The organism is Nostoc sp. UIC 10607 (assembly GCF_047228265.1).
Lineage (GTDB): Bacteria > Cyanobacteriota > Cyanobacteriia > Cyanobacteriales > Nostocaceae > Nostoc > Nostoc foliaceum_A.
Genome location: NZ_JBIQNW010000069.1, coordinates 14,493 through 28,926, shown reverse-complemented (window position 1 = coordinate 28,926; position 14,434 = coordinate 14,493). Strand labels below are relative to the sequence as shown.

At 42.7% G+C, this 14,434-nt stretch carries 11 protein-coding genes and 1 pseudogene; 4 read left to right on the top strand and 8 right to left on the bottom strand.

Going from position 1 to position 14,434, the window contains the following annotated elements; genetic code table 11:
• Nucleotides 1-555: 555 nt before the first annotated feature.
• Nucleotides 556-3,339, bottom strand: coding sequence for a DUF3131 domain-containing protein (locus ACEYW6_RS30985; protein ID WP_412982799.1), 2,784 nt, complete (start codon nt 3,337-3,339; stop codon nt 556-558).
• A 620-nt stretch (nt 3,340-3,959) separates the two neighbouring features.
• Between ACEYW6_RS30985 and ACEYW6_RS30980 the strand changes: the two are divergent.
• A pseudogene (locus ACEYW6_RS30980) lies at nt 3,960-4,040 on the top strand (hypothetical protein); the annotation flags it as partial.
• A gap of 265 nt (nt 4,041-4,305) precedes the next feature.
• Complete coding sequence (locus ACEYW6_RS30975) at nt 4,306-4,815, top strand: transposase (protein ID WP_412982798.1); 510 nt, start codon at nt 4,306-4,308, stop codon at nt 4,813-4,815.
• Between the two features lie 4 nt (nt 4,816-4,819).
• Here the strand turns inward: ACEYW6_RS30975 and ACEYW6_RS30970 are convergent, their stop codons facing one another.
• The 4 genes from ACEYW6_RS30970 to ACEYW6_RS30955 form a co-directional block, all read right to left on the bottom strand.
• A complete protein-coding gene (locus ACEYW6_RS30970) occupies nt 4,820-5,239 on the bottom strand; it encodes a hypothetical protein (RefSeq protein WP_190895460.1) in 420 nt (139 codons plus the stop codon).
• 709 nt (nt 5,240-5,948) lie between these two features.
• Nucleotides 5,949-6,161 (bottom strand): hypothetical protein, encoded by a 213-nt coding sequence (locus tag ACEYW6_RS30965; protein WP_412982797.1) that lies wholly within the window; start codon nt 6,159-6,161, stop codon nt 5,949-5,951.
• Between the two features lie 108 nt (nt 6,162-6,269).
• Nucleotides 6,270-6,830 carry a nitrate transporter gene (locus ACEYW6_RS30960; protein ID WP_199344896.1) on the bottom strand — a complete coding sequence of 187 codons (561 nt, stop codon included), beginning with the start codon at nt 6,828-6,830 and terminating at the stop codon, nt 6,270-6,272.
• A 429-nt stretch (nt 6,831-7,259) separates the two neighbouring features.
• A complete protein-coding gene (locus tag ACEYW6_RS30955) occupies nt 7,260-7,835 on the bottom strand; it encodes a TIGR04376 family protein (protein WP_190895461.1) in 576 nt (191 codons plus the stop codon).
• Between the two features lie 149 nt (nt 7,836-7,984).
• Here ACEYW6_RS30955 and ACEYW6_RS30950 point away from each other — a divergent pair, with 149 nt between their 5' ends.
• On the top strand, nt 7,985-9,502 hold the full coding sequence (locus ACEYW6_RS30950) for a DUF3131 domain-containing protein (RefSeq protein WP_412982796.1): 1,518 nt from the start codon (nt 7,985-7,987) through the stop codon (nt 9,500-9,502).
• 106 nt (nt 9,503-9,608) lie between these two features.
• Here the strand turns inward: ACEYW6_RS30950 and ACEYW6_RS30945 are convergent, their stop codons facing one another.
• The 3 genes from ACEYW6_RS30945 to ACEYW6_RS30935 form a co-directional block, all read right to left on the bottom strand.
• The gene (locus ACEYW6_RS30945; protein ID WP_412982795.1) at nt 9,609-10,151 is read right to left on the bottom strand and encodes a Uma2 family endonuclease; all 543 of its coding nucleotides are present in this window, start codon (nt 10,149-10,151) and stop codon (nt 9,609-9,611) included.
• A 290-nt stretch (nt 10,152-10,441) separates the two neighbouring features.
• Nucleotides 10,442-11,311, bottom strand: a complete 870-nt coding sequence (locus ACEYW6_RS30940; RefSeq protein ID WP_190895449.1) for a DUF5895 domain-containing protein — start codon at nt 11,309-11,311, stop codon at nt 10,442-10,444.
• A 256-nt stretch (nt 11,312-11,567) separates the two neighbouring features.
• Nucleotides 11,568-12,272 carry a haloacid dehalogenase type II gene (locus tag ACEYW6_RS30935; protein ID WP_412982794.1) on the bottom strand — a complete coding sequence of 235 codons (705 nt, stop codon included), beginning with the start codon at nt 12,270-12,272 and terminating at the stop codon, nt 11,568-11,570.
• A gap of 379 nt (nt 12,273-12,651) precedes the next feature.
• Between ACEYW6_RS30935 and ACEYW6_RS30930 the strand changes: the two genes are divergently transcribed.
• Nucleotides 12,652-14,415 (top strand): ScyA-related TPP-binding enzyme, encoded by a 1,764-nt coding sequence (locus ACEYW6_RS30930; RefSeq protein ID WP_412982793.1) that lies wholly within the window; start codon nt 12,652-12,654, stop codon nt 14,413-14,415.
• Nucleotides 14,416-14,434: the final 19 nt, after the last annotated feature.

Below are 14,434 nucleotides of genomic sequence, written 5' to 3'. Positions count from 1 at the left end.
AAAATTCTTCTCCCACCAGTCCAGCATTGCTCGTCACCTTTAACACCAGATTTTTATTACTTTACCGTATATACCGTGCTGTCTCCTAAATCCTTTACCAGCAAGCTTTTTGAGACTTAACGGGAAAAGTCAGAAGCGGAAAAACGTTGTTGGGGAGTAAGAATCAAAGCCTCTCAGGAGTGGGGGAGAGGAATGGAAACGGGGTTCTAAAAATTAATACAGTTCAGTTGAGGCTAAAACTCTGTTATTAAAGTCAATTTTTTAACGTAGACGCGCAGCGGCTTGCCGCAGGCTACCGCCAAGGCGCAGAGGACGCAGAGAGAAGAAAGAAATGCTTAACTGAACCGTATTGTTCTAAAAATAAGTTGCACACCGCGTTAGGTAGGATCTGAGCTAAGAATAAAACACTTTTACCCTTAGCTTAGAAATGATCGTCGTTATTTTGTGCCGGTTACTATAGCGGTTCCCACTCAGACGCGGCATTATATCGCCAGGTGTAAAGGCACGGCACTGCCGTGCCCCTACGGGTGTAACTCACGTAAACGAGAACCGCTATCAGTGAGTATTTTTACTATTTGAAACCCAGTAACTTCCAAAACTATCAGAAATTAACTTGGTTTGTTGTGTGGCGGTGTTTGGTAGACCTCGCCCAGAATTTCCCTTAGTAACTTCCTGCCACCAAGGAGATTTCATGGTGGTAGTCGGACGAATTAAGGGTTGTCGATTCGTGACCTTGTATAGCAAAGATTGCAAAACCATACTGTTGGTGCTGCTGGTGAAACCGACTGCCGTTTTACCTGTGGTTTCATAGAAGCCCTCATAAAATCCAGTTAATGGATTGTATAAGTCAGTCGTTCCTTGCAGTAATTGTTGACTGTACTTGTTTTCTGGAAGCAGGGCATGATAAGCAAAAGCTACTGCTGTACTTACCAATCGCCCTTTTGGTACAGGTTGACCATCATCTCCTAAAGCTACCCAAGACTCACCCTGCCCAGTAATTGAGCTATGTATAGTGTAAGGTTTGCGATCAATCAAGGTGGTGGCTGAAGCTGTGAGAATGCCAGTACGGCGATAACGTTCAGCTTGCGCCTGGAAAATTGGCTCAAAGAGCGATCGCATTTTTGGATCTAGTCCAAATTCCACTGCATAGAGTAAGAAAGGATTGCTAACTGTGTATTGGTTAACTTTGGAGTTAGTATCTGTGCGATGGCGTTGGACTGGGACTTTCACTCCCTCTACTGGAGCAGTTTGATATTCACCGCCAACAGCAGAACGATCAACATTAAATCCCCATAGTTGAAAAGCACGAGCGGCATATTCTTCATAACCCAAGCGGGTTTCAGGATTGACGCGGGTAAGCGATCGCCCGTCTTGATCTTTGGCAACAGTAGCACTGGAGAGAATTCCTTCGCGTACCACACGCAAGTATGACCAATCCAGGACAATTTTATCTACAGCAGCCGTGTATTGTGGATGACAAGTTTTTAAGTTGTAAAGCGCTGCTAGCAATCTACCCAAATCTAAAGCTGACCAGCCATTTCCTTCTAAAATCGGATTTCCACCATAATCTATTGGTTGCAGCGATCGCGTATTGTAACCCCGACTCGGCAATTCACCTGCAAATAACGGTAACTTTATCAAGGCTGCTAAAAGATGTCGGGTGCGCTGGTCAAATTCTTTGGGGGTAATTATATCGAGCGATCGCGCTGCATGGAGGGCTGCGAGATAATCTCCCAATCCCCAAAGAGTTGCACCTTTGAAATCACTGCGATCGTCTATCAGCCCACTTTTGGAATGATAATTCGCTTGAAAGTATCGCCAAGCTGCCTCTGCATAGCGCCGTTCAATTACTGACAGTGGCCGATCTAGTTTCAGGTTAGATGATGGCTTGGGACTATCCACTGGGGGAATAGGTGCAACGGCCACTTCTGTAGGTTTAGAAGTATCCGCAGGGGTTGCGATCGGAGTCTTAGCAGTAGTAGAATTCGGTTGATTTGAGGGTGTTGCAGCAGAAGCATTCTCACTGGGCTTACCAGTAGACACACTCGCAGAACCAGAAGCAATTAAAGGGCGATTTCCCTTAGCTTTGTAGTATAAAATCTCCAAAATTAACCCATTAGTATTACCTGTCAAAGCCTTGTTGGGTTGTTTTGATTCTTCATAGATACCAGCATAGTAACCACCATCATCAGGACTGCGGAGATCCTTGACTGCATCAAAAACTTTTTGGGCATAGGCATTATTTGGAAAAAGATAGTGCCAACCAAAAGCAGCTTTGGTGCTAATGCTGCGAAACTGTGGGTAAGGTTGATTGGCATCGGTGATTGTCGCCCAGTTTGCACCGTTTGCATAGACGGTGTTATAGAGAAAATAAGGCGCTTGGTCGATATTATCTTCTGTAACCGCAGTCAACTGACCTGTGGTATCAAAACGCCGTTTTTGCACATCTAAAACCCTGGCAGCAAAATCAGCTAGCTCACCTTGCAAACCAAATTCAATCCCTTCAAGGATATAAGACTCACTAACAATGTAATTATTAGCGTTAGTGCTTTGAAAGTCACGGGTATCAACGGGAATTTGGACACCATTAATTTCGACTAACTTAAACGGCTCAAAAGCGATCGCTTTCGGTGCAGAAAAACCCCAAAGTTGATAACCCCTCGCGCCGTATTCTTCATAGCCGAGTCGTCCTTCTTGCACCAGTAATGTTTTGCCGTCTGGGAGAACAGTAGCACCGTAAAGTTGTCCATCTTTAAGCGATCGCGCCACTTGCCACTTTGCTACAATTCCTTTAAGCCAATCATTATATTGCGGATGACAGGTACGGATGACATCAAACGCAGCTAATATTCGCCCAACATCCAAAGCAGACCAACCAATACCCCGCTCAAGTGGATTATTACCATAATCAACCATCTGTGCAGTGGCTGCATTATAAACTTTATTTGGCAACGCATCCTCAAATAACCTCAAGCTGTTGAGAGTCGTCAAAAACTTGTTGAGGCGTGCATCAAAGTCTGCTTGGTCAGTAAGATTCAACCATCGTGCAGCATTCAATGCCATTAAATAATTCCCCATATCCCAGAGTGTACCCGAAGGATAACCCCCAGTAGAATTGGTAAATCCCGTTGCTGGCTGATAATATTTGACAAAATACTGCCAAGCAGCACGAGCATAAGTTTGTTCTTCAGATGTGAGCGGGGCTGTAATATTGCTACAGCTATTGGAATTTTGGGATAAGACTGGTGTCGGGATGTAAAACAACAATTGCAGAAATGTTCCAACTAGGAACAATGCAATCCATCTCAACAGCTTTTGTTGATGGTGCTTGTATAGCATAAGCAAAGAAGGAGTTAGGAGCGCGTCTGTACAGCTATCGATATCGAGTAGCGCTAGTGAATGATATTCGCAAAAGTTCTAAATATCAGGGTGAATTACACGGAAATTTTGTATCTTTTTTCCTTAAACGAGGTCTGTATACGGAAAAAGATTATATTTTGCCCAAAAATAAATGTTATGGAGAAAGTTTCTATTATTTAGAATATTTATAACGAATTGGGTAAATAAATGGTGAGTTATTGGTATATTCTGATAACTTACTAAACTTTTATATATAGTCGGCTTTTGCCTTGATAGCAGAGATTTTAACCGCCCTGGGCTAAAGATTTGTCAGCCAACCAAACTCAAGTGTTATATGCAATACCAGAAAAATCCTCTGTGGGCAAAGGTCAGTGGATATTATCCCTCTTCTGTCACTTTCCGAGAGGACAATCTCTAGAAGCTATATCAGTCAATCAATACAAGCTATCCTATTACAAAAACTTAGTTATTGTATTTGTTATTAGGAAAAAATCTTGCGTAGGCGTAGCCCGTCGTAGACATCGCTTCGTATACAAAAGCTCTAGAATTCACAAATGGCAAAAGTTTTCGGAGAGTGACAGAAGAGGGTTAGATTAAATGCCCAAGGATGGAATGTACCAGCGATCGCTAAAATTTTTGAGTGTCACGAACATACGGTACGAGCAACACTGAGGAGTTGAGAAAATAAGGGTTTGGGAGGACTATGGGAAACTTCCGGGCGGGGAGCAAAGTACAAATGGCTTGAGGCAGACTTAGCATATTTAGAGAATTGCTTAGAGGTAGAACCCCGTACTTATAACAGTTTGCAGTTATCAGAAAAATTGGCTCAAGACAGAAATGTGCAACTGAGTCCGTCTCGTCTGCGACGTTTGCTCAAAAAAAAGTGGAAATGGAAACGCACCCGCCATACTCATAAGAGAAAACAAGACCCAGAAAAACCACGACTTGAAGCTTGCAGACTTAGATACCTTAGAGCAAGCGGCAGTAGAGGGTTATGTCGAGCTTAAGTATCTTGATGAGTCTGGGTGTTGTGGTTGGAGTCCTGTTAGCTACAGTTACAGTCGTATCGGTAGCCAAAAACATATGGCACAAATTGGTAGCCGTGGTGGTCGCATTAGTATTTTGGGTTTATGGCAACCCCAAGTCAGTTTTGAGTATGCCTTGGTTCAAGGTGGGTTCAAAACAAAACGCTACATCGAGTTTATGGATTGGATTGCAGTTAAAGCAAAAAACACTTTAGTTGAAACTGGTCGTATCAGTTTTATTGTTCACGATAATAGTTCCTTACATACCAGTAAGAAAGCAAAACAAAAATGGCTTGAGTGGCAAGAAAAAGGACTATTCGTTTTCTTTGTACCACCCTATTGTTCCGAAATGAATCGGATCGAGGAAGAGTGGCATCAACTAAAAACTCATGAAATTGCTGGACAAATGTTTATTACGAGTTATCAATGACAGATTATCTTCTTCTGGGTCTGTTATCTAATAAATTAACCGCAGCACCAGCAGCAGCACCATTGACACCATTTTTCCAGGTAGTTCTACAACCACCAGAAATTGCACCTGCCAATACACCAGCACCAGCACCTACAGCGATATCTTGAACAGGTAAACGTCCGTTTCTTCTTCTGGCTCTGGTGCGTCTTGCACCATTGGCAGCATTAACAGCAGCACCAGCAGCAGCACCTTTAAAAGCATTGTCTAATACCGAACCACAATTTGTTACAACCCCACTTAATACACCTGCCCCGGCTCCAATCGCTGCATTATTAAGAACTCGGTCATCAGCAGAAGCAGGTTGAACCGGTATTAAGCTAGTACCAGCTAAAGTAGCAGCCATCAAGCCAGGTAGGAATGCGCGTTTTAGCATGTTTTGCATGGTGGTACCCTCTAAAAATCTTACGATTGGTGAACAATCAAATTTCAGTGCGCTCGCTAATCCTCATATTTCTAATTTTAGACAATAGCAATATTATCTAAAATTAGGATATTTAGATAATTTCACCCACTAAAATGTAATTTTAGCCCAAAGCTTGTTGTATTTACTGAGTGGACAATAATTAAACTGACCAAGCCCCGTTGGAGCGAGTATAGGGTGTGGGGTGTAGGGAAAGAAAACCCCCAACAACTGGTAGGATACAAGCCCCATCTTTTACGATGATTGCATTGATCGGGGTTGCAGAGCTACGTTCAATGCCGTATCCTCTACACCCTACCCCCCCACACCCAACTTCATGACACATGAACTAAAAAACAGTAAACCAAAAAGTTTTTCCTCAAAGAGCGATCGCTAGATGGAGGCTAGTCCATCGTCTCCCTAATCGATTCTCTCTTTTATTGCCGAAAGCCTTTCTAATGTAGCCTATTGGAGGCATGAGTGGTGTGTTGGTGGGAAATCCGGGGTCAAGATTCGCTGTTCTTTGAAAAATTACGTCCTAGTGTCAATACCTTAGCTAAATTACGAGGTTCAACGCCCATAGAAACGGGTCCGAAAGCGATGTCTACGACGGGCTACGCCTACGCTAAATCTGTGTCAATAAGCAGACATTAATGCGACTATTTTTGAGCCTATTGAGAATACAAGCTTTTTATTTACATAATGCGTTCGCCCTGGCTATAGCATTACCCAAATCAATTGTTTCGCAAAAGTATTGATAAAGTTTTGGTGGAGTCAGCCAAGGTAAAGCATCGGCCTGTTGTGTTGCCTCGACCAATCCTTGAGGGTCATCGCAGCTAACTGGCTTCACTGTAGCACCTTGAGCCACTAGATCGATTGGCGCAAATTTTGTGAGCTGCCCCATGCCTCAAGAGCGGGGGTAGGGTTCCAGTATTCGCGGTAGTGGACTATCTTTCATGCTGCCAAGCAAACTATTAGCTGGCAGGGCGCAATCCGCAAACCTAGATAAAATTTAGGAAGATTTTTTCCCATCTGAAACCATTTGCGAGAGAATATAGGCTCCAAAATCTAGTACCTGATCCAGCAAAAAGCCAATGATACCGATGTAGATGATCACCTGGATTATATAATCGACATTACCAGCTTTATAAGCTTCCCACAGGGTAAAGCCAAGTCCTTTTGGGCCTGTTAACATTTCTGTAGCAATAACTATAAACCAAGCTACCCAAATGCTTACTTTAAAGGCATGAAATAGATGAAATATAGCTACTCGAAAGTTATTGTTCTGTCTATGAAAATGCCGCATCCCTATTGCTGTATTAATAATCATCGTCCAGAGAGTTCCCAGAAAAACTACTATAATAGCAGCCGATTCGCTTTCTTGAAATGCTATTAGGGCAATAGGTAACAAAGCTATAGGAGGGATACTATGTGGTATCTGAAATATCAGCCTAAATAGCTGATAAATCATGCTATTCATACCTATTAAATAACCAATGAAACTACCCAATACAGCGGCTGGAATATAACCCACAAATAACCGTTGCAGGCTAGCTAAGATGTCTAAAAACATATTATTTCCTATGCCTCAGTTTTCAATGAGAATATCTGGGAAATACTGTGGCAACAACACAAAATATCGAATAAAAAAGTGTTTTTAACTCCACTTTCTCTTTTCTGACTACAAGATTTACTAGATTCTCTCCTCCTTGGCGGTTACTCAAAACAATTAGGTATTTTTACGATGTGATAGTAGTACAAAGAAGAGGTAAAACTTGTATTTACTAAACTTTATCAGAAAAGCAAATCCTGATTAGTAAATTAAATACAATTTCTAGAATTGACTTGCTTGATGATTATACTAAGTATGAATATCTAAAATTTTTAATACTAAATAAATAACAAAATTTGTTATTAGCAATACAGATATTAAATAAAATAAGAAGTGTGAAGGATGAAAATTATTATTTAACTTTCATCCTTTACAATTTAACCTTTGCGATTATTTACCCAAATTGCGCTTCATTTGTTCTAGCTCATCCTGAGTTTCCCAGCTACGGAACTTCTCTTCTAAGTCATCAAACCCACTAGAATAACTGCTAGTTTGATTCGACCACCCACTGGTTTCAAAACGCTGCTGAGTTTGCGCTTTAGCACGGGCTGTCTGTGCCTCAGCGGCTTTAGCTTGCACTTCCTGTCGTCGCTGCTGAATTTTTCGCAGTAGTTCCTGAGATTGGTTAATGCGTTCTTTCAGCCCTTGCATATGTCCCCAACGTTGATTTCCTTCGCGCAACAGGGCTGCTTCTCGCTCACCCGCCGCAGCCGCCAAATCTTCTCTACCAGCGTTTTTGGCTTTTTGAACACGGATATGCCAACGCTGAATTTCTTGAGCGGTGGACAGAATTTCTTCTTGTGATCGCTTCTCTTGTACTTGTAAATCTGCGATCAGCTTTAATGTGCCTTCCTCTTGCTCACGCAGCTGTTCTAGCAGCGCCTCTAACTCCAAATGTGGATTGTTACGCAAGAATTCTTCTAAACGGTTTTCTAAAAACCGACTCAAATCATCAAATAAGCCCACTGCTAGAACTCCAGAGATCGGGTGCGTGACTATTTTATTGTAGTAGTCAGGTGGACTTCTGGGTGTTAGTTAGATTTGAAAGTTGGGAAGAATGTATTTGGTGAAACTACGCAAACAACACTGACTTACAAAATAAGGCTTTAATCAGTATGAGTTCTGATTTTCAACCGCCACCTAAGAGCTTGTCCATACTAGCTTCTGTCGGAGGAGTAGTTACTGCTGTAATAGCGATCGCAATTTTAACTAGTTGGTCTAAGCAATTTTCCAAGACTTCTATAGAAAAACCTGAAATATCAACATCCGAAACTGCTTCACGCCCATTGGTACAACCGGAGAAACCCCAAAATCCCCTCTCTTCTGCTCAAGAAGCTGAAATAGTTGCTAGCCTTGATGCGAAATCTGTAGTTTTGCCAGGTCAACCCATTCCTAAAAACCAATTAACAGTAGCGATAATTCCCTATGTTGCTCCTGGAGTTGGAAAACTGACCCCAGAGGAAACGACAACTGCCCGTCAGGCTTGGTCATACTTCCAGCGTAACTGGAACGATGAAACTGGCTTGGTCAATTCTGTTGATGGCTTTGCTTCTGTCAGTATGTGGGATCAGACAGCAGCGATCGCAGCTTTGGTCAGTGCTAGAGAACTCAATATCGTGCCTGTGGCTGAATTTGATGCCAAAATGACCAAAATGTTGAAGACACTGGCATCTATGCCTTTATACAAAGGGGAACTACCCAACAAAGTCTACAATGCAAAAACCCTCGTACCCGTTAATTATGGTCAACTAGAAAAACGCGAAGAAATTGGTTGGTCAGCCATCGATTTAGGACGGATGGCAATCTGGTTGAAGATTGTCGGGGCAAAGTATCCAGAGATGCGACTAGAAACAGAAGCGGTTTGGAAGCATTGGCAAGTCAAGCGTCTCACCAGAAGGGGACAAATGTACGGTACTGCTGTTATCAAAGGTAGAGAACAGTATAACCAAGAAGGTCGCTTGGGCTATGAGAATTATGCTGCATACGGTTTAAAGCTTTGGGGCTTGGATGTTAATAAAGCTTTGGATTATCAGTCCCATGCTGCGTTTGTTGATCTTTACGGAGAAGGAATTCCTTACGATCTCCGCGACTATAAAAACTCTGGAGCTAATAACTACGTTCTTAGCGAACCCTATATTTTAGATGGCATCGAAACTGGGTTTCAAGCTTTGCCTAAAGCTTATGCTGATCGGATTTTAGCTGCTCAAGCATCGCGTTACCAAGCAACCAAACAATTAACTGCCGTCACCGAAGACAACTTAGATCGCTCTCCTTACTTCGTTTACAGTAGTCTGTTTGTCAACGGGAAACCTTGGGCAACCATTACAGATACCCGACAACAGCACAACGATTTACGATTTCTCAGTGCCAAAGCTGCGATCGGCTGGCATGTGCTTTACAATACTACTTACACCAGCCAGTTATTTGATTTTGTCCAAGCTAACCTTAAATCTAAAGATGGCTGGTACAACGGCTTTTATGAGTCTCTACGTCAGCCGAATAAAACTCTTACCGCTAATAATAATGGTGTGATTCTAGAAAGTTTACTGTACAAGCAAGTTGGACAACCGCTCACCGTTTGGGCAGGAGTTAAAAGTCAGAAGTTAACCGAGAGGGCTATCAGAACACGATAACTTAAACTTACAGCTAAGGTTCTCAGATAGTAAAAAAATTGGCGTTGCATATCGGAAGAACTGTACCTATATACATCTATTCATCACTCGATTCAGCAACGCCACCCTATGGCAAAAGTCTTTGAACGGATACTGAAACATCTGCAAATGCTAACGGTGTAATCGTTCCTTGCTTAATAGTATATTCTTCAACATACTTACCATTTTGCGGGTTTCTGAACACAATCATCTGTTTAGCCGATAAACTTAAAACCCAATATTCTTGAATCTCAGCCGTCGCATAAATCACAGCCTTGATCTCCAAGTCTTTGTTTAAGCTTGTCTTGGCAACCTCTACAATCCAGAAGATATCTTTAGGAGCAGGATGGCGATCGTTGTAGGATGATTCTGGAAGTCGAACAATTGCAATATCAGGTTCGGGTTCCGAGTCGGATAGTGTAATAGGCCCATTGAAACGAACATCAGCTTTACCTAAGAGCAACTCTTCTAAATACTTTGCACCTCGTTTTGCTGTGGTGTAATGAATTGGGGTTTCTGGACTCATCTCAACAATTTCACCTGCTAGCAATTCCAGATGACGACCACGCAGAATGCCCGCCTCAACCATGCGATGATAGTCGTCTACAGACCATTTAGCCAGGGTTTTCATAGCAGAATTGCTCACATTCTTGTGATAGACCTAGTTCAATTTTATGGGTTCTTAGTTAAGAAGCACCCCAATAAATATAAAATTCTGGTCGTCCCAAGCGATCGCTATGCAATATCCAAGGTGTGCATCAACTCATAAGCGCAAGAATAGCAAATAATGTGCTAGACAAAATCACATATATGTTAGCGCTTACCTGACGTAGATAACCTTTGCAACTCAACCAACCATTTTGGTACGTTCCGGTGCAGTATAGTATTAAGCTGTTGGCAGCTGCTAATCCCTACTCCCACCTAATAGGGCGGATAAGCAAAATCATCTTCATCAGCATAAACGTAAGACTTGGAAACCCCTGCCATTGCTAATTTAGGCATTTCTGATTTTACGGGTTCCTTCCCAAAATCTTTGTATTCTTCAAAAGTCTTGCAAATCATTGCAGACTCAAGTGAATCCGAAGCAATTAAGTATTGTGTTAAAGTCCCTACCGTCGGATGTTTGTAGTCTACAGTTGAAGCTACCAGAACTGTATTTGGTTCAATACCTCTTTCTTCACACTCAATTATGGGGCAAAAAATCCCATGAGCATGAAACAATGGGCCTTTTGGTGTCAAAGGTTGTTTGCGATAGACAGCATAAGCCTTTTCTAGTTCAGCAACGAATCCACTAACTACTTTACCTTGTTGATATTCACAGTAGGTTTTGCTGAAACTTGCTCCGGCGGCACCATTAAGTGTTAGTTGTAGTGGTGATTCATGTAAAAACTTTTTATTCTCACCCACTATAAAAATTAGATAGCGAGTAAAGGTTTTAAATTTAAGTTTGTCGGCTAAAAAAGCATCATAATTATCTTTGAGCGTACCTAGCTTTAGACCACTTTCTCGGTCTTTGACAGACAATGGTCCCCGACGCACTAAAACCAAGTGTGGAGTAGTGCTAATAAAGACTGTTTCGACTCCAGAGCTAAATTCATGCTCCACTTGCTGCCAATTATCATCTGGCACAAAGCCAACAGCATGAGCATTATCTAGCTTAATCGCCAAACCGTGAGATTGTATACCATCTGTGCCATACCGAGGATTAATCATCTGACACCAAGGGATGACTTGAGAAGGCGGTGCATTGAATTTCTCGTCTTCAAAGTCGAAATTAGCAGATGCTTTCATCGTTTTAGGCTATCAAAGTGTTTTATTGAACAAGTATTATCGGCAGGGCACTGATCTGGAGAGACAGAAGCAGAGCGTTGATACGAGCGTCACCCGTCCCTTGCACTTTGCCCTCATAAAGAAGGGCTAATGTGGTCTCAAACTGGTGTAGTAGTTTTTCCAGAGTAAGGCAGAATCAATCTATGTTGCAATCCCTGTTTCGTTTTGTAACAACAGAACCTCATTGAAACAGTGCTGGGCACTCAACACTTATTGATCAGTATTGTTTCAGTGAACTCAAAGCAGTGAGAGTCTTTAAATCAGGCACTTCTAAGTCGGGTTGACTTACTGCTGATACTGTGGTTAATAATCCTTTTTGGTCTGCTCGACGATTTACCCAGACTGTTGATAATCCCAGAGATTTGGCTGTAACGATATCATGATATAGACTAGCAGCAACGTGTAATATCTGCTCTAGCGGCAAATTAATTTTCTCAAGAGCCAGTCTGAAGTTGTTTAAGGAGGGTTTGTAGCTTCTTGCCTGTTCTGCTGTTATTATTTGGTCAAATTCCACCTCTAAGTACTTTGCCGAGAAAGCAAAGAGATCGTCATCTACATTTGAGATAATTACCAGCTTAAAATTTTGCTTGAGAGTTTTAAGTGCCTCAACTGTATCGGAGAAAGGCAGCCAATGCTGAATCGATTCAGCCAGTGACTTTAGTTCGTCAGCAGTTGGCTCAAAGTCAAATCTTTCACCAAATTTCTGGACTACCCTCTTCAAAACTTCTCGGTATTTGATATATTCTCCTTTTTCCATTTCTGCTTCAAATTCAGCAAAAAGTGCCAGAATTTGATTTTCATCGAGATTAACGTTGTGTGCCAGCAGAAGTGGCTTGAGCACCCCTAAGATCCCGTTTTCCCAATCAATCAGGGTTCCGTAACAATCGAAAGTTAAAGCCCTGTACTGATTTAAGTCAACCACCTTTTTATACTCCAGAGCTTGATTAGTAGTGTTCAGTTTTCACAAACCAAAAGACGGGTGAACCCATCTGGTTGGCGCAGCCCGCAGCAGGCATCGCCACATTTGCTCCTCTTAAACTCTCTTAACATTTATTTGATATCAAAGCAGAGTTTAAGTTGGTAAGCAAGAAAAGACCAAACTGTGTGAAGATAAGCAAGTAGATTGGCACAACAAAACTAAACTATCTTAAATAAAGATGAAGTGGGCTAAAAACCTCTTGCCTCTTACCTTCAGCATGGCTGCTTGCTGCATGATTTAAACGACAAATATTTGCACTGAGCTACTTTGGGTGTGGGATAATATTATCCCACAGAGGAAATTATTCCTAAATATATTTTCTATGGATGTTAAATTTCAGGATACACAAGCGAATACCACTGAACAATTAAATTCAAATAAACAGCTATTTGACATCAAGCCATCCGTAACTTTTTCGGTAGCAGAGGCAGTGGTAAAAATCCTGAAAGACATGGGAGTGCAATATGCCTTTGGTGTTTCGGGAGGCGCGATCGCCCCCGTGTGGGCAGCGTTACATCAAAGTCCCATCCAGGTGCTGCACTTTCGCCACGAAGCTGGAGCAGCTTTTGCAGCCATTGAGGCCCACTTTGCTAGCGATCGCCCGGTTGTGGTATTCACTACTACAGGACCGGGAATCACCAACGCTTTAACTGGGTTATTAGCTGCCCGTTGGGAGGGAGCTAAGGTGATCCTCGTGTCAGCTTCAACCTCAGCACCACAGAGGGGGCGTTGGGCTTGCCAAGAAACTAGCACTTACACTATGCCTAGCGCCGGGATTTTTACTTCAGGGCAAATATTCCATTATGCAACCACTGTCGAATCTAGTGATGAACTCACAGAGGTTTCTCGAAGGCTTGCCCTTGGACTAGGACAACCAGGAGGATTTGTAGCTCATATAAGTATTCCAACAAATATCCAGACAAGTTCACTAAAAACTTCGTTGCCACGAGTAACTCTGTCTAATGGTGTGGCAACAGCAACTGAGGAAACAATTACAAAATGTGTCCAGCTAATGTCTGAGGGGCCGTTTGCCATTTGGGTTGGTTTCGGGGCACGAGGTGCTGCAAACGAGATTTGCCAGCTTGCTGAAAAGACAGGGGCTGCTGTAATGTGTTCACCACGGGCTAAAGGTATTTTTCCTGAAGATCATCCTCAGTTTGTAGGTGTTACCGGGTTCGGTGGGCATGAGTCTGTTTTTAGGTACATGCAGGAGTATCGACCCTTACGCACCTTAGTTCTGGGAACACGCTTAGGCGAACGCACATCACTCTTGCTCCCTGTAATGGTACCTTTGCGGGGCTTTTTGCATGTTGACATCGACCCAGAGATACCAGGAACTGCATATCCATCTGCTGAGACCTTTGCGATTCCATCTGACATCAAAGTGTTTGTGAAGGGTCTGTTGAAACACTTTTCGCAGCATCCTGTTCAATTGACAAAACCGATACTATCTAGACCTGAACACAGTATAATCAATCTACGTACATACGGGAAAGTACGTCCCGTAGTGCTTATGGATACTATCCAAAGACTGATTGTTGAGGGAAGTGATGTATTGGTGATGGCCGAGTCAAGCAGTTCGTCTGCTTGGGCAAATTACATGCTGCGGTTTGCCAAGCCACATCGTTACCGAAACTGTAGCGGTTTCGCGTCTATGGGGCATATCACCACTGGCGTTGTCGGTGCGGCACTAGCTCGTCGTGGTAAGGCGATCGCCATTGTTGGTGACGGTGCCATGCTAATGAATAACGAGATCAGCACAGCTGTGAAGTACCAGATTCCAGTTGTCTGGATAGTACTTAATGACGGACGCTACAACATGTGCGATCGAGGGATGGGAATGTTGGGCTTCCAGGGTGTAGATGCAAATATTCCCCAAACCGACTTTGTTAAGATTGCTTGCGGGATGGGAGCTGATGGTATCCGTGTCGAGAGAGAGCCTGACATCGAGGCGGCTCTAGAGAAAGCAATGGCAGCGATCGCTCCATTCGTGGTTGATGTAGTCATTGACCCTACTCAGCCTGCACCAATTGAAAGTCGTATTCAGAATTTGATTACCCAGAGTAGTAGAAATGATTACTACTAACCTAGTATATAAAAGAAGT